The sequence below is a fragment of the Streptomyces sp. NPDC006925 genome (assembly GCF_042869575.1).
Lineage (GTDB): Bacteria > Actinomycetota > Actinomycetes > Streptomycetales > Streptomycetaceae > Streptomyces.
Genome location: NZ_JBIAGB010000030.1, coordinates 46412 through 62148, shown reverse-complemented (window position 1 = coordinate 62148; position 15737 = coordinate 46412). Strand labels below are relative to the sequence as shown.

Sequence of the window (15737 nt, the reverse complement as noted above, 5' to 3'; positions counted from 1 at the left end):
GAAAGCTGCGGGTCAGAGGCTGCGGGCGGCGATGGCGCCCTGGGAGGTGGTCGCGTGGATGTCGAGTTCGGTGGTGCCGTCGTTCTTGAGGGAGTTGCTGACGCTGCCCCAGGAGGTGGCCTCCAGTGCGGCCGAGACGCCGGTGGCGGCGCCGACCGAGATGTCGCCCTGCTGGGTGCGGAGCACGACCTTGCCGCGCGCGGCCTCGGCGATCCGGATGTCGCCTCTTGCGGTACTGATCTCCGCGGGGCCGCCCAGCCGGCCGATCTCGACGTCGCCGTCGACCGCGGTGAGGCGGACCGCCGCCGCTTCGTCGATCTTGATCCGGCGGTACGCGCCGTCGAAGTCGATGTCGCCCAGCCGGCCGACGGCCCGGAACTCGGTGCTCGCCGCCTTCGCCTCGACACGGGAGCCGGCGGGCAGTTGGACGGTCACCTCGACGGACCCGGAGGGGCCGAAGTACTGCTTCTCGTCCGGGAGCCCGATCCGCAGGACGCCGTCGGCGTACTCGGTCGTGGCCCGCTCCGCGACCTGCACGTCGCGGCTCTTCGAGGCGTTCGAGGGGCGGATCTCGACCACGGTGTCGACGCGGTCGGCGGCGATGACCTGGATGCGGCCGGCGGGGACGTCCAGGACGGCGGCGATCGGGGCGGGGGTGTCGAAGGTCTGCATCGTGTTCTCCTTGCGGGTCGCTGTTTCGAACAATGGAAAAGCTACGTTGCGTTCACGAATCTCGCAACGTTCTTTTCTTTCTGGAAACGCAAAAGAGCAGTTCAGAAGGTCTGAATCGTTGCGGCGACCCTGAAAGGTAATGCAACGACACTCGCCCAGACGTTGCAATGAAATGAAGATGAACGCTATCCTGGGAGCCGCGCACGACGACACGGAGGAGGCAGCGATGCCGGGAGGCAGGCTCACCCGCAAGGACCGCCAGCAGATCGCACAGGGGCTGGCCGACGACCTCCCCTACGCCGAGATCGCCCGGCAGCTGGAGCGTCCCACCTCGACGATCACGCGGGAGGTGCTGCGCAACGGCGGTCCCTCCGACTACCGCGCGGAGCCCGCGCACCGGGCCACCGAGCGCCGCGCCCAGCGGCGCAGGACCGGCACCTCCCGGCAGCCGGAGCCGGTCGCCCTGCCGCACGGGCGCGACCCCGAGGCCGTGGCCGAGTACGAGGAGCAGTTCACCGACGTCCTGATGCAGTCGGGGCTCTCCAACCGGATGATGGCGCGGATCCTGGTCTGCCTCCTGACCGCCGACTCCGGCAGCATGACCGCGGCCGAGCTGGTCCGGCGCCTCCAGGTCAGCCCGGCCTCCGTCTCCAAATCCGTCGCCTTCCTGGAGGGCCAGTCCCTGATCCGCAGGGAGCGCGACGAGCGCCGCCGCGAGCGCTACATCGTCGACGAGAGCCTCTGGTACCAGTCGATGGCCGCCAGCGTCCGGGCCCTGGACCAGCAGGTCGAGATCTCACGGCGGGGCGTCGACGTCCTGGGCTCCGGCACCCCGGCCGCCGTCCGCCTGGAGAACACCGCCCGCTTCCTCGACTTCGTCTCCGAGAGCCTCGCCCGCGCCATGGAGCAGGCCCGCGACGTGCTGCACACGGAACCCGCCCCCGCGGAGCCCGCGTCCCACCCGGCGCCCTCCCCCGAGGGCGCCGCCGCGCGGCCCGCGGACCGCGGTTAGGGTCGGGCGCCGGGTCCTGCCCGGCCCGCGGCACCCGGCCGGGCCCGCGGGCTCCGCGGACCGCGCCGGAGGGCTCCGGCGCCGCCGCACACGGGGGGCGCCCCCACCCGGGCGCGGGAAAACCGGCCGCCTCCGCCCGCGGGGGCGTCGTACCCTGGAGCCGTAGTGGAAGCACGCCGCAGTGAGGGAGATGAGCAGGCCCAGAGGCCGCCCATGACGCAGACAACCCCATCCCAGGCCGGACCCGGGCAGGAGACAGCCCGCTTCACCGTGCCGCCCAAGCACCCCATGGTGACGGTGCTGGGTTCAGGCGACTCCCTGCTGCGCGTGATCGAGAACGCGTTCCCCGGTACGGACATCCACGTCCGGGGCAACGAGATCAGCGCGACCGGCAACGCCGCGGAGGTCGCCCTTGTCCAGCGCCTTTTCGACGAGATGATGCTGGTGCTGCGCACCGGTCAGCCGATGACGGAGGACGCCGTGGAGCGCTCGATCTCCATGCTGCGCGCGCAGGAGAACGGCACAGGTGCCGTCGACGAGACACCCGCCGAGGTGCTCACCCAGAACATCCTCTCCAACCGTGGCCGCACGATCCGTCCCAAGACGCTCAACCAGAAGCGCTACGTGGACGCGATCGACTCGCACACCGTCGTCTTCGGCATCGGCCCGGCCGGCACCGGCAAGACCTATCTGGCCATGGCCAAGGCGGTGCAGGCGCTGCAGGCCAAGCAGGTCACCCGGATCATCCTGACCCGGCCCGCGGTCGAGGCGGGCGAGCGGCTCGGCTTCCTGCCCGGCACGCTCTACGAGAAGATCGACCCGTATCTGCGGCCGCTCTACGACGCGCTGCACGACATGCTCGACCCCGACTCGATCCCCCGCCTGATGGCGGCCGGGACGATCGAGGTGGCGCCGCTGGCGTATATGCGCGGCCGTGCGATGCCAACGTTCACGCAGGTCATGACGCCGGACGGCTGGCGTCCCATCGGTGACCTCGCCGTCGGTGACCTGGTGATCGGTTCCAACGGCGAGCCGACACCCGTCCTCGGCGTCTACCCGCAGGGCGAGAAGGACGTCTACCGCGTCACAGCCCAGGACGGCGCCTGGACTCTGGCCTGCGGCGAACACCTGTGGACGGTCCGTACCGCTTCGGACAAGCGCCGCAACAAGCCGTGGCGGGTCATGGAGACCCAAGAGATGATCGGCAACCTCCGGGCGGCGCACGCCCGCCGGTATGAGCTGCCGATGCTCACCGCACCGGTCTGTCACCCGGCGCGCGAGGTCCCGATGGACCCGTACGCGCTCGGGCTGCTACTCGGAGACGGCTGTATCACGGGGAAGACAACCCCGTCGTTCGCCACCGCGGACCCGGAACTCGTAACCGCCCTGGAGGGCGCGCTGCCCGGCACCACCATGCGGCACAAGGGCGGCGTGGACTACGTGCTCAACCGTGTACGACGCCCGGGCGAGTCCGTGCGAACGGAGAATCCGGTCACCGGGGCGCTGCGAACGCTCGATCTGCTCGGCACGCGCTCGCACACAAAGCTCGTCCCGGACGTATACCTCCACAACTCGGCCGAGGTCCGGACCGCCCTCCTGCAGGGGCTGTTGGACGCGGACGGCGGACCCGTCACACAGCCCGACCGCACCTGCCGCATCCAGTTCTCGACGACATCGATTCTTCTGCGGGACGACGTGATCGCACTCGTCCAGTCGCTGGGCGGGACGGCTTACGCACGGCGACGGCCGGCTGCGGGACGTAACCGCAGTACAGCCCGGGCTGCCCACCGGCACGACTCCCACGTCCTCGACATCCGCCTCCCCGAAGGCATCGAGCCCTTCCGCCTGGCCCGCAAGCGCGACACGTACCACGCGGCTGGAGGCGGCGGTCGCCCCATGCGGTTCGTCGACTCCATCGAACCCGCAGGCCGCGAGGAGTGCGTGTGCATCCAGGTGGCGGCCGAGGACTCGCTCTACGTCACTCAGGACTACCTGCTCACGCACAACACGCTGAACGACGCGTTCATCATTCTGGACGAGGCGCAGAACACCAACCCCGAGCAGATGAAGATGTTCCTCACCCGGCTCGGTTTCGACTCCAAGATCGTGATCACTGGCGACGTCACCCAGATCGACCTGCCCGGCGGGACGAAGAGCGGGCTGCGCCAGGTGCGGGACATCCTGCAGGGCGTCGAAGACGTCCACTTCTCGCAGTTGACCAGCACCGACGTCGTCCGGCACAAGCTGGTGGGCCGTATCGTCGACGCGTACGAGCGCTACGACGACGCCCGGCAGCAGGCCGATCCGGCCCCGGCAGAGGGCGACACCGCGGCCCCGCAGCCGAACGCGAACCGCGGCCACCGCAAGAGGAAGTAACCGGCACCCACCATGTCGATCGACGTCAACAACGAGTCCGGCCGCCGGGTCGACGAGGAGGCGATGCTCGACATCGCCCGCTACGCCCTGACCCGGATGCGCATCCATCCGCTCTCGGAACTGTCGGTGATCGCCGTCGACGCGGGCACCATCGAGCAGTTGCACCGGCAGTGGATGGATCTGCCGGGGCCCACGGACGTGATGTCCTTCCCGATGGACGAGCTGCGCCCGCCCGCCCGGGACGAGGAGGAGCCCCCGCAGGGCCTCCTCGGTGACATCGTGCTGTGCCCGGAGGTCGCCGAGAAGCAGGGCGCCGACGCGCCGACGCGGCACTCCATGGACGAGGAGCTGCAACTGCTCACCGTGCACGGAGTGCTGCACCTGCTGGGCTACGACCACGAGGAGCCCGGGGAGCGGGCCGAGATGTTCGGCCTGCAATCCGCGATCGTCGACGGCTGGCGTGCCGAGCGCGGCCTGTCCGGGCCCTCTCCGGCCCCGACGACGACCTCGTGAGCACGCCCCTGGCCGCCGCCGTCGTCCTGCTGGTCGTCGTGGCATGGCTGGCGGCGTGCGCCGAGGCGGGGCTGGCCCGTACCACCAGCTACCGGGCCGAGGAGGCGGTGCGCCAGGGCAGGCGCGGCGGCACGAAACTGGCCGCGGTGGCCGCCGACCCGACCCGCTACCTCAACCTGGCCCTGCTGCTGCGGGTGGCCTGCGAGGTGGCCGCCGGCGCCCTGGTCACCTACGCGTGCCTGCGGGCCGTCGAGGGGACCTGGCAGGCGCTGGCCGTCGCCATCGGGGTGATGGTCTTCGTCAGCTACGTCGCCATCGGCGTCTCGCCGCGCACGATCGGCCGCCAGCATCCGCTGAACACGGCGACGGCCGCGTCGTATGTGCTGCTCCCGCTGGCGCGCATCCTGGGCCCGGTACCGCAGTTGCTGATCCTGCTCGGCAACGCGCTCACCCCGGGCAAGGGCTTCCGCAAGGGGCCGTTCGCCAGTGAGGCGGAGCTGCGCGCCATGGTGGACCTCGCCGAGCAGGAGTCGCTGATCGAGGCCGAGGAGCGGAAGATGGTGCACTCCGTCTTCCAGCTCGGCGACCGGCTGGTGCGCGAGGTGATGGTGCCGCGCACCGACCTGATCACGATCGAGCGGTTCAAGACCATCCGGCAGGCGCTCACCCTGGCGCTGCGTTCGGGGTTCTCACGGATCCCGGTGGTCGGCGAGAGCGAGGACGACGTGGTGGGCGTCGTCTACCTCAAGGACCTGGCGCGGAAGGTGCACATCAGCCGGGACGCGGAGACCGAACTGGTCTCCACCGCGATGCGGCCCGCGACCTTCGTCCCCGACACCAAGAACGCGGGCGACCTGCTGCGGGAGATGCAGCAGGACCGGATCCACGTCTCCGTGGTGATCGACGAGTACGGCGGCACGGCCGGGATCGTCACCATCGAGGACATCCTGGAGGAGATCGTCGGGGAGATCGCCGACGAGTACGACCGCGAACTGCCGCCGGTAGAGGAGCTGGGCGAGGGCCGCTACCGGGTCACCGCCCGCCTGGACATCGGTGACCTGGGAGAGCTGTACGGGCTGACGGGCCTGGACGACGAGGACGTGGAGACGGTGGGCGGGCTGCTCGCCAAGTCGCTGGGCCGGGTGCCGATCGCCGGTGCGGCCAGCACGGTCGACGTCACCGAGGACCACTCCGACCCCGCCCTGACGGGTCTGCGGCTGACGGCCGAGTCCCCGGCCGGACGCCGCAACAAGATCGTGACGGTGCTCGTCGAGCCGGTCCGCGAACCGGTGCACACGGACGCCGAGGAGAGCACCGCGCTCAGCGAGGGCTGACGGCCGGACCCGGGGGACCCGCCCCTGCGCCGAAGGCAGGACGCCTCCGCTGACCTACGCTGAGACCATGACGCCGGACGAGCTCAGAGCCTGCTGCCTGGAGCAGAACGGGGCGTGGGAGGACCACCCCTTCCCGGCGAACCCGGGCCTGTCCACCTTCAAGGTCGGCGCGAAGATCTTCGCCTTCAGCGGGCTGGACGAGGACCCGCTGCGGGTGAGCCTCAAGTGCGATCCGGAGAGCGCCGTGCGGCTGCGCGCCTCCACTCCGGCGGTGCGCCCGGGCGTGCACCTGAACAAGCGGCACTGGAACACCGTCGAGCTGGACGGGAGCCTGCCGGACCGGGCCGTGCGGGAGATGATCGAGGACTCCTACGACCTGGTGGTGGCCGGACTGCCGCGCTGGGAGCGGCTGCGGCTGGGCCGGGACTGACGCGCCCCGGAGCGGCGCCGCGGTCACCTGTTCGGCGGCCGCCGGATCGCGGCCGGGGGCCGACGCTGGTGGGTTGGAGGGCAGGCCGTCCCGAAAGGCGCTCCCATGCCCGCTGCACGCTGCTCCCGCCTCGTCGCCACCGCCGCCACCGTCGCCGTGCTGTCCCTGGCGGGGTGCGGCGGAGACGGTGCCGCGGAGTCGGCCGAGACCTCCTCGCCCTCGCCGCCGCCGTCGAAGTCCGGCGCCACCCCGACCGGTTCGCCCTCGGAGGTGGCCGGACCGCTCAGCGAGCAGCAGGCGCGCGCCGCACTGCTGGCCGAGGGCAACCTGCCCGCCGGATGGCGGCACGCGGACCTGGCCGACGCCGCACCCGCGGGAGCCGCCCCCGAGGAGCTGCGGACCGACGACCGCAACTGCCGGCAGCTGTTCGACGTGCTCCGCGGGGACGCGGACACACACGAGGCGCGGACCGCCGCCTCCCGCGGCTACCGCGGGAGCGCGGACGGCCCGTACCTCTCCAGCGAGGTCGCCTCCTACGACAGCGAGGGCGGCGACGGCTCGAAGCGGGCGCTGAGCACCTTCCGGAGTGTGCGGGCGAGCTGCCGGACGTTCACCGCCGAGAACGACGCAGTGACCGTCGACTTCACCGTCTCCCGGCTGAAGGCCGGGCCCGGCGGCGACAGCGCGTGCGCCCGGCTGCGCGGCACCGCCCGGGGCGGCCCGGCCGACGGGCAGCAGCTCACCCTCGACCTGGTGCTCTCGCGGGTGAAGCAGTCCACGACCGGAGTGGCCCTGCTCTCCACCGGCGACGGCGACACCGGGCTCGCCCGCCGCGCGGCCCGGGCGGCCGCCGAGCGGCTGAAGGAGGTGACGGCCGGGCGCACGCCCAGCCCGACCGTCCCGCCCGAGCAGGACGACTGAGCCGGCCGGCCGAGCGTCCGGACCGGCCCGGACCGGGCAGGCCCGGTCAGGACGTCTCCCGCCGGGCGTGGGCGGCCCGCGCGCGGCCCAGCACGAGGGCCACCAGAGCTCCGACGGCCAGCAGGACGGCGGTGTCGGCGGCGAGGCCCAGCTTGATGCCGCCCAGCGCGGCGTCGGCAGCGGGCGTTCCCGCGTCCCGCAGCGCCGCGGCCCGGCCGACCGACAGCGCGCTCAGCAGCGGGATGCCGAGCGCCAGCCCGAGCTGCATGGCGCTGGTGACCAGGGAGGTGGCCCGGCCCTGGTCCGCGTCGTCGAGGCCGGAGGTGGCGGTGACGCCGTAGGTGACGACGGCCACCAGATGCAGTCCGCTGGCCAGCGAGATGGCGATCACCACCAGCCACAGCCCGCCCTCGGTGCCCAGGCCCAGCAGCCCGGCCGTCAGCACGCCCTGGCCGAGCAGCCCGAGCGCGAGGGTGCGCGGCGCGCCGAGCCTGCGGGCCAGCCGGGGCGCGAGCGCGCCGCCCGCGACGGAGGCGAGGCCCTGCACGCCGAAGACGAGCCCGGAGACCAGCGGGGAGACGTCCAGCAGCTCCTGCAGGTAGAGCGTCATCAGGAAGACCACGGCGGTCATCATGGAGACGGTGGCGAGCCCGGCCAGGTTGCCGAAGGCGACAGTGGGGCGCCGCAGCAGCGACAGCGGCAGCAGCGGCTCGGCACTGCGCGCCTCCACCCGGACGAACAGCACGAGCAGCAGCAGTCCGGCGACGATCGCACCCAGTACGTCCGGACGTCCGAAGCCCTCCTCGGCTGCGGTGGACAGCCCGTAGACGACGCCGAACAGCCCGCCGGTCACGGTCAGCGCCCCGGGCACGTCCAGCCGGGTGCGCGCCCCCCGGCTCTCGGCCAGCAGCCGGGGTGCCACCAGCAGCACCAGGAGGCCGCCGACGCCGAGCAGGCCCATGGTGGAGCGCCAGCCGAGCGTGTCGGTCAGCACACCGCCGACGACCATGCCGACGGTGAAGCCCAGCGCCATCAGCGAGCCGTTGATGCTCAGCGCCTTGGTGCGCTTGGGCCCCTCGGCGAACGAGGTGGTGATCAGGGCCATCCCGGTGGGGACCAGCGCGGCGGCGCCGAGCCCCTGCAGCGCGCGGCCCGCCAGGAACAGCGGTGCGGCGGGCGCGAGGGCCGCCAGCACCGAAGCCCCGGTGAACAGCGCCAGGCCGGTCAGGAAGGTCCGGCGACGGCCGAGCTGGTCGCCCAGCCGCCCGAAGAGCAGCAGGAAGCTGCCGGTGGGCAGCGCGAAAGCGGTCACGGCCCACTGCAGTCCCGCCTCCCCCAGCCCCAGGTCGGGCCCGAGGACGGGCAGGGCGACGTTCAGGACGGAGAAGTCGAGCGCGACGAGGAACTGCGAGGCGCACAGCACCACCAGCAGCAGGATCTCGCGCGAGGTGAAGCGGTGGGCGGCGGGAGGGGAGACCGGTGCGGACGCGGGTGCGGCCGTCTCCGGTGCAGAAGCGGTCGTTGGCATGATCACAGCCTGCTGGCGCGGAACAGACCATGGGGAGCTGCTGTTTATGGTGGTGCCCGCACCACCACTCAGGGAGGGGAACAGGTGGCCAGTGCTGGAGAGAGCCGGCCGGAGAGACACCGGCGCGGACAGGAGCTGCGCACGTTCCTGCGCTCGCGCAGGGCACGGGTCTCGCCCGCCGAGTCGGGGCTGCCCGACGGCGGTCCCCGGCGCCGGACGCCGGGACTGCGCCGGGAGGAGGTGGCGGTGCTCGCCGGGGTGGGCGCCTCCTGGTACCAGTGGCTGGAGCAGGGCCGGGACATCACCGTCTCGCCGCAGGTCCTCGACGCGGTGGCGCGGGTGCTGCGGATGAGCCCCGCCGAGCGGCGGCACCTGTACGTGCTGGCCGGACTCAACCCGCCGCTGCCCGAGTCGGAGTACGACCCCGACTACCTGTGCGCGGGGATGCAGCGGCTGATGGACAGCTGGATGCCGTACCCCGCACACATCATGGACCCGTACTTCAGCGCCGTCGGGCTCAACGCGTCGGCGCAACTGGTGATGGGCATGAACGCGCAGGAGAACTGCATCATCAACTTCTTCTGCGACGAGCGGTACCGGGCCCGCGCGGTGAGCTGGGAGCAGAACGCACCGGGCGTGGTGGCCGAACTGCGCGCCTCGCTGGCGGAGTGGCCCACGGACGAGGGCTTCCAACTGCTGCTGGAGGATCTGCTGGCGGGCAGCGCGGAGTTCCGCGAGCTGTGGGAGCTGGGCGATGTGTGCCGGCCCGGTCAGCGGGTCAAGGAGCTGGATCATCCGGCCGTGGGCGCGCTGCACTTCGAGTCGACGACGCTCCAGGTGCCGGCCCGCCCCGATCTGCGGCTCATTCTGCACAACCCGATCCCCGGCACCGGCACGGCCGAGAAGCTGCAGCGGCTGGCCGAGCCGGAGGCCCGCCGCGCGGCCCTCCGCCAGGTCGCCGGATGAGGCGGCCGTCGGGGCACCGCGGGCAGCGCATATGCTCGCCGTCATGAGCGACCAGAGCACCGCGGGGCCGACCCCGGAGGACCGCAAGATCGTCACCCTGGCGCGCAGCGCCCGCGCCCGCAACGCCGTCCCGGAGGGCGCCGCCGTCCGGGACGAGACGGGCCGCACCTACGTCGCCGGGTCGGTGGCGCTGCCCTCGCTGCGGCTGTCGGCACTGCGCACTGCCGTGGCCATGGCGGTGGCCTCGGGCGCCACGTCCCTGGAGGCCGCGGCCGTGGTCTCGGAGGCCGCGCAGGTCCCGGCCGAGGACCTGGCGACCGTGCGCGACCTGGGCGGGCCGGCCACCCCGGTGCTGCTCGCGGGCCCGGACGGCGAGGTGCACTCGACGGTGCCGGCGGGCTGAGCCGCCGGACGGCCGCCCGCTGCCGCCGGTCCCCGGGAGGGGACCTCGGCGGCCGGGGCCGCACCGTCCATCAGGGACAATGGTCGTCATGAACGCATCCTCCGCCACCACCGGCGACCCCGAAGGCCGCACCCAGGGCGAGGCGCCGCACCGCTCGGGCTTCGCCTGTTTCGTGGGCCGCCCGAACGCGGGCAAGTCGACACTGACCAACGCGCTGGTGGGCACGAAGGTCGCGATCACCTCCACCCGCCCGCAGACGACCCGGCACACGGTGCGCGGCATCGTGCACCGGCCGGAGGCGCAGCTCGTCCTGGTGGACACCCCCGGCCTGCACAAGCCCCGCACCCTGCTCGGCGAGCGCCTCAACGACGTGGTGCGCACCACCTGGGCGGAGGTCGACGTCATCGGCTTCTGCGTACCGGCCGACCAGAAGATCGGGCCCGGCGACCGGTTCATCGCGGCCGAGCTGGCCGAGCTGAAGAAGCGCACCCCGAAGGTCGCGGTGGTCACCAAGACCGACCTGGTCTCCCAGCAGGCACTCGCCCAGCAGCTGCTCGCCGTGGACCGGCTCGGGCGGGAGCTGGGCATCGAGTGGGCAGAGATCGTCCCGGTCTCCGGCACCGAGGGCTCCCAGGTGGACCTGCTGGCCGACCTGCTGGTGCCGCTGCTGCCCGAGGGGCCGCCGCTCTACCCGGACGGGGACCTGACGGACGAGCCGGAGCAGGTCATGGTCGCCGAGCTGATCCGGGAGGCGGCGCTGGAGGGGGTGCGGGACGAGCTGCCGCACTCGATCGCGGTGGTGGTCGAGGAGATGGTGCCCCGCGAGGACCGGCCCGCCGACCGCCCGCTGCTCGACGTCCACGCCAACATCTTCCTGGAGCGGCCCAGCCAGAAGGGCATCGTCATCGGTCCCAAGGGCAAGCGCCTCAAGGAGGTGGGCAGCGCCTCGCGCCGGCACATCGAGGCCCTGCTGGGCACCCCCGTCTATCTCGATCTGCATGTCAAGGTCGCCAAGGACTGGCAGCGCGACCCCAAGCAGCTGCGCCGACTCGGCTTCTGACACCGCGTCGGGTATCCCACCGCCGCGGCCCGGGCCTCGGCGCCCGCGCTCCTCAGCCGCGCGGGGGCACGGGGATGCGCATCAGGTCACGCGCCGCGGTCAGTTCGCCCCGGAACCCGGCCGAGCGGGCCTCGGCAGCGAACAGCGCGGTGTCCTGGTAGCGCTGCGAGAAGTGCGTGAGCACCAGGTGGCGTACGCCCGCCTCGGCCGCCACCCGGCCCGCCTGGAAGGCCGTCAGATGGCCGGAGACCTCGGCCAGTTCCGACTCGGCCCGCAGGAAGGTCGACTCGATGACGAGCAGGTCGCAGCCCTCGGCCAGCTCCCGCACCCCGTCGCAGAGCCGGGTGTCCATGACGAAGGCGAAGCGCTGCCCGCGGCGCGGCGCGCTGACCTCCTCCAGCCGCACCCCCCGCAGCTCCCCCTCCCGCTGGAGGCGGCCCACGTCCGGTCCGCGGATCCCCCGCTCGGCCAGCCGTCCGGGCAGCATCCGCCGCGTGTCGGGCTCCGTCAGCCGGTAGCCGAAGGTGTCGATGCGGTGCGAGAGCCGACGCGCCTCCAGGGTGAAGGGCACCCCCGGCTGCCGCGCGCCGTGCTCTTCCGGGATCCGCTCCCGGCCCGCGGCCGTGAGGTGCTGCCCGGAAGCGGCCACCAGGACGCCGGGCTCCTGCACGGGCGCCTCCCGCAGCCGGAGGGTGTCGTGGAACGGGGTGGCGTGCCGCAGCCGCTCGAAGTACCGCTGCCCGCTCGCCGGGTAGTGGGCCGTCACCTCGTGCGGCACCCCGTCGAGGCTCATGTGCTGGATGACGCCGGGCAGGCCGAGGGTGTGGTCGCCGTGGAAGTGCGTCAGGCAGATCCGGGTCAGATCGTGTGCCGCGACGGTGGTGTGCAGCATCTGCCGCTGGGTGCCCTCACCGGGGTCGAACAGGATGCCCTCGCCGTCCCACAGCAGGACGTACCCGTTGTGGTTGCGCTGCCGGGTGGGAACCTGGCTGGCGGTGCCCAGGACGACCAGTTCGCGCGCCGACACCGTCCCTCAGCACCTCATCCGGGGGGCCATTCGAGACCGCGGCCGCCGAGCACGTGCGCGTGCGCGTGGAAGACCGTCTGACCGGCGCCGGAACCGGTGTTGAAGACCACCCGGTACCCGGTGCCCGGCCCGCCGTCCGGTACGGCGATCCGCTCCAGCGCCGCCACCTCCCCGGCCTCCCGCACCACGTCGGCGATCAGCTCCGGGGAGGCCGCCGCGAGGGACGCCGCGTCCGGGTAGTGCGCCTTCGGGATCACCAGCACATGGGTGGGCGCCTGGGGGTTGATGTCCCGGAAGGCGACGGTCGTGTCGGTCTCCCGCACCAGCGTCGCGGGCACCTCACCCGCGACGATCTTGCAGAACAGGCAGTCCTGCTGCGGTTCTCCGTTGGAAGCCATGCCGGGATGCTACCCGAGGGACGGCGCTGTCCCGGGTGTCCGGACGGGGTCCCCTCACCCCCACCGCCCGCACCGGGCGAGCAGCACCGCGGTGGCCGCCGTACCGGCCGTGGAGGTCCGCAGCACACTCGGCCCGAGCCGCAGCGGCGCGGCCCCGGCCCGCGCGAAGAGCTCCAGTTCCTCCGGCGCGACGCCGCCCTCGGGGCCGACGACCAGCACGATCTCCCCCGCCTCCGGCAGGGCCGCCGAGGCCAGCGGCGTGCTGCCCTCCTCGTGCAGCACGGCGGCGAAGTCGGCGGACTCCAGCAGCGCGGCGACCTCCCGGCCGGAGGCCAACTCGGCCACCTCGGGGAACCGCAGCCGCCGGGCCTGCTTGCCCGCCTCCCGCGCCGTGTTCCGCCACTTCGCGAGCGACTTGGCCGCCCGCTCCCCCTTCCATCGGGTCACCGCGCGGGACGCCGCCCACGGCACCACGGCGTCCACGCCCGTCTCCGTCATCGTCTCCACGGCCAACTCCCCGCGGTCCCCTTTGGGCAGCGCCTGGACGACGGTGATCCGCGGGCGGGGCGCGGGCTCGGTGCGCACCTCGCGGACGGCGACCTCCAGTCGGTCCTTGCCCTCGGCCGCGGTCACACTCCCGTACGCACCGGTGCCCGCGCCGTCCGTGAGGACGACCTCCTCACCCGGCCGCAGTCTGCGGACCGAGACCGCGTGCCGCCCCTCCGGACCGTCCAGCACCACCGTGCCGGGCCGCAGCAGCCCGGCGTCGGCCAGGAACACCGGCGCGCTCACGATCCCACCTCCCGCAGCTCGGCACGTGCCTCGTCGCACTCCGCCCTCAGCACCTCCACGAGCTGCCCGGCGGGCAACTCCCGGGCCAGCCGGTGCCCCTGACCCGCCCACAGCGCCATCGCCTGCGGGTCGCCCGCCTTCGCCGCCGCCCGGCGCAGCCCGGCCGTCAGATAGTGCAGTTGCGGATAGGCGGCGGGGGCGTACGGGCCGTGCTCGCGCACGAAGCGGTTGACCAGCCCGCGCGCCGGGCGCCCCGAAAAGGCGCGGGTCAGCTCGGTGCGGGTGAAGTGCGGGTCGGTCAGCGCCCGCTTGTGCAGCGCGTGGGCGCCGGACTCCTCGGTGGCCAGGAACGCGGTGCCCAACTGGGCCGCGACGGCACCCGCCGCGAGCACGGCGGCGATCTGCCGGCCGCGCATCAGTCCGCCCGCGGCCACGAGAGGAAGCTGCACCGCTTCCCCGACCTGCGCGAGCAAGGACAGCAGCCCGATGCCGGCGCTGCCCCGGTCGCCCTCCGGATCGTCCCGGTGCGTGCCCTGGTGGCCGCCCGCCTCGACGCCCTGCACGCACAGGGCCCGGGCACCGGCCGCCTGCGCCGCCCGCGCCTCGGCGACCGAGGTCACGGTGACGACGGTGCAGGTGCCCAGCGCCGCGAACCGCTCCAGCACCCGGCGGGCGGGGCAGCCGAAGTGGAAGGAGACGACCGGCACCGGATCGTCGTGCAGGATCGCGAGCTTCGCCTCGTAGGCGTCGTCGGTCTTGCCTTCCGGGTCGCCCAGCTCCGTCTCGTACCAGGCGGCCTCACCCGTGAGCTGCTCGCGGTAGACCTCGACCGCGGCGGGGTCGGCGCTGCGGGGCTGCGGCATGAACAGGTTGACGCCGAAGGGGCGCCCGGTCAGCTGCCGGAGCTGCCGGATCTCCTCGTACATCGCCTCCGGCGTCTTGTATCCGGCGGCGAGGAAGCCCAGCCCCCCGGCCTCGCACACCGCCGCCACCAGCTCGGGGCGGGAGACCCCGCCCGCCATCGGCGCCTGGATGAGGGGATGCGCAGTCAGCTCGGAGAGCGAAGGCGGCGAGGTGGACATGACCACATCCTGTCACGTCCCCTGTACGGCCCCGGCGCACCGTCCCCGGTCCCCCGGCCCGGGGGACCCGCGGCCCCGCCGCCCGCGCTCAGCGTCCGTTGAAGGCGTCCTTCAGGCGCGAGAACAGCCCCTGCTGCCCCGGCTGGAACTGGCCCGTGGGCCGCTCCTCGCCGCGGAGCTTGGCCAGCCGCCGCAGCAGCTCCTCCTCCTCCGCCTCCAGCTTGGTCGGGGTCGTCACCTCGACATGCACGATGAGCTGGCCCCGGCCCCCGCCGCGCAGGTGGGTGACGCCGCGCTCGTGCAGCGGGACCGACTGGCCGGACTGGGTACCGGGACGGATGTCGATCTCCTCCATGCCGTCCAGCGTCTCCAGCGGCACCTTCGTGCCCAGCGCCGCCGCCGTCATCGGGATGGTGACGGTGCAGTGCAGATCGTCGCCGCGGCGCTGGAAGGTCGAATGGGCGTTCTCATGGATCTCCACGTACAGGTCGCCGGCCGGGCCCCCGCCCGGGCCGACCTCGCCCTCGCCCGCGAGCTGGATGCGGGTGCCGTTGTCGACACCGGCGGGGATCTTCACGGTGAGGCTGCGCCGCGAGCGCACCCGGCCGTCCCCGGCGCACTCCGGGCACGGGGTGGGCACCACGGTGCCGAAGCCCTGGCACTGCGGGCACGGCCTGGACGTCATGACCTGGCCCAGGAAGGACCGGGTGACCTGGGAGACCTCGCCCCGGCCGCGGCACATGTCGCAGGTCTGCGCCGAGGTGCCGGGCGCGGCACCGTCGCCGCTGCAGGAGTTGCAGACGACGGCCGTGTCGACCTGGATCTCCTTGGTGGTGCCGAACGTCGCCTCTTCCAGGTCGATGTCCAGCCGGATCATGGCGTCCTGGCCCCGGCGGGTGCGCGAGCGCGGGCCGCGCTGCGCCGCCGTGCCGAAGAAGGCGTCCATGATGTCGCTGAAGTTGCCGAAGCCCCCGCCGAACCCGCCGGCGCCGCCGCCCGCGGCACCCGAGGCCGGGTCCCCGCCCAGGTCGTAGACCTGCTTCTTCTGCGGGTCCGAGAGCACCTCGTAGGCGGTGTTGATCTCCTTGAACCGCTCCTGGGTCTTCGGATCCGGGTTGACGTCCGGGTGCAGCTCGCGCGCGAGTCTGCGGAACGCCTTCTTGATCTCGTCCTGCGAGGCGTCACGCTGCACGCCGAGGACCGCGTAGTAGTCCGTCGCCACC

General features: G+C 73.0%; 16 protein-coding genes. 9 read left to right on the top strand and 7 right to left on the bottom strand.

From position 1 onward, the window contains the following. Positions 1 to 12 precede the first annotated feature (12 nt). Positions 13 to 672 carry a DUF4097 family beta strand repeat-containing protein gene (locus ACFYNS_RS28400; protein ID WP_360298002.1) on the bottom strand — a complete coding sequence of 220 codons (660 nt, stop codon included), beginning with the start codon at positions 670 to 672 and terminating at the stop codon, positions 13 to 15. Positions 673 to 898: 226 nt separating this feature from the next. Between ACFYNS_RS28400 and ACFYNS_RS28395 the strand changes: the two genes are divergently transcribed. From ACFYNS_RS28395 to ACFYNS_RS28370, 6 genes are all read left to right on the top strand, one after another. Next, on the top strand, positions 899 to 1684 hold the full coding sequence (locus ACFYNS_RS28395) for a helix-turn-helix domain-containing protein (RefSeq protein WP_388605680.1): 786 nt from the start codon (positions 899 to 901) through the stop codon (positions 1682 to 1684). 288 nt (positions 1685 to 1972) lie between these two features. Beyond that, complete coding sequence (locus tag ACFYNS_RS28390; protein WP_388605678.1) at positions 1973 to 4060, top strand: PhoH family protein; 2088 nt, start codon at positions 1973 to 1975, stop codon at positions 4058 to 4060. A gap of 12 nt (positions 4061 to 4072) precedes the next feature. Next, positions 4073 to 4573, top strand: a complete 501-nt coding sequence (gene ybeY / locus ACFYNS_RS28385; RefSeq protein ID WP_360298862.1) for an rRNA maturation RNase YbeY — start codon at positions 4073 to 4075, stop codon at positions 4571 to 4573. Next, a complete protein-coding gene (locus ACFYNS_RS28380; protein ID WP_360298859.1) occupies positions 4570 to 5907 on the top strand; it encodes a hemolysin family protein in 1338 nt (445 codons plus the stop codon). Before ybeY ends, ACFYNS_RS28380 begins: the two co-directional genes overlap by 4 nt. Before the next feature lie 67 nt (positions 5908 to 5974). Further along, positions 5975 to 6337, top strand: coding sequence for an MmcQ/YjbR family DNA-binding protein (locus ACFYNS_RS28375; protein ID WP_360298856.1), 363 nt, complete (start codon positions 5975 to 5977; stop codon positions 6335 to 6337). Between the two features lie 105 nt (positions 6338 to 6442). After that, on the top strand, positions 6443 to 7258 hold the full coding sequence (locus tag ACFYNS_RS28370) for a hypothetical protein (RefSeq protein WP_388605660.1): 816 nt from the start codon (positions 6443 to 6445) through the stop codon (positions 7256 to 7258). A gap of 46 nt (positions 7259 to 7304) precedes the next feature. Here ACFYNS_RS28370 and ACFYNS_RS28365 read toward each other — a convergent pair whose 3' ends face one another. Further along, positions 7305 to 8786 carry an MFS transporter gene (locus ACFYNS_RS28365; protein ID WP_388605658.1) on the bottom strand — a complete coding sequence of 494 codons (1482 nt, stop codon included), beginning with the start codon at positions 8784 to 8786 and terminating at the stop codon, positions 7305 to 7307. An 84-nt stretch (positions 8787 to 8870) separates the two neighbouring features. On the opposite strand from ACFYNS_RS28365, the gene ACFYNS_RS28360 reads away from it, so the two are divergent. From ACFYNS_RS28360 to era, 3 genes are all read left to right on the top strand, one after another. Beyond that, positions 8871 to 9752: a helix-turn-helix transcriptional regulator gene (locus ACFYNS_RS28360; protein ID WP_388605656.1), complete on the top strand. Its 882-nt coding sequence runs from the start codon at positions 8871 to 8873 to the stop codon at positions 9750 to 9752. A gap of 31 nt (positions 9753 to 9783) precedes the next feature. Continuing rightward, positions 9784 to 10155, top strand: a complete 372-nt coding sequence (locus ACFYNS_RS28355) for a cytidine deaminase (protein ID WP_276475329.1) — start codon at positions 9784 to 9786, stop codon at positions 10153 to 10155. Positions 10156 to 10243: 88 nt separating this feature from the next. Then, positions 10244 to 11215 (top strand): GTPase Era, encoded by a 972-nt coding sequence (gene era / locus ACFYNS_RS28350; protein WP_360298843.1) that lies wholly within the window; start codon positions 10244 to 10246, stop codon positions 11213 to 11215. Positions 11216 to 11267: 52 nt separating this feature from the next. Here the strand turns inward: era and ACFYNS_RS28345 are convergent, their stop codons facing one another. The 5 genes from ACFYNS_RS28345 to dnaJ all read right to left on the bottom strand — a co-directional run bounded on the left by ACFYNS_RS28345 (position 11268) and on the right by dnaJ (position 15736). Continuing rightward, a complete protein-coding gene (locus tag ACFYNS_RS28345) occupies positions 11268 to 12242 on the bottom strand; it encodes a ribonuclease Z (RefSeq protein ID WP_360298841.1) in 975 nt (324 codons plus the stop codon). 14 nt (positions 12243 to 12256) lie between these two features. Next, entirely contained in the window at positions 12257 to 12640 is a 384-nt protein-coding gene (locus ACFYNS_RS28340) for a histidine triad nucleotide-binding protein (RefSeq protein WP_074998670.1), read from the bottom strand. Positions 12641 to 12694: 54 nt separating this feature from the next. After that, positions 12695 to 13432 carry a 16S rRNA (uracil(1498)-N(3))-methyltransferase gene (locus tag ACFYNS_RS28335; RefSeq protein WP_360298838.1) on the bottom strand — a complete coding sequence of 246 codons (738 nt, stop codon included), beginning with the start codon at positions 13430 to 13432 and terminating at the stop codon, positions 12695 to 12697. Further along, positions 13429 to 14514: a nitronate monooxygenase gene (locus ACFYNS_RS28330; protein WP_388605654.1), complete on the bottom strand. Its 1086-nt coding sequence runs from the start codon at positions 14512 to 14514 to the stop codon at positions 13429 to 13431. The genes ACFYNS_RS28335 and ACFYNS_RS28330 overlap by 4 nt, the downstream gene beginning before the upstream one ends. An 88-nt stretch (positions 14515 to 14602) precedes the next feature. After that, positions 14603 to 15736 carry a molecular chaperone DnaJ gene (dnaJ, locus tag ACFYNS_RS28325; RefSeq protein WP_360298832.1) on the bottom strand — a complete coding sequence of 378 codons (1134 nt, stop codon included), beginning with the start codon at positions 15734 to 15736 and terminating at the stop codon, positions 14603 to 14605. Position 15737 lies beyond the last annotated feature (1 nt).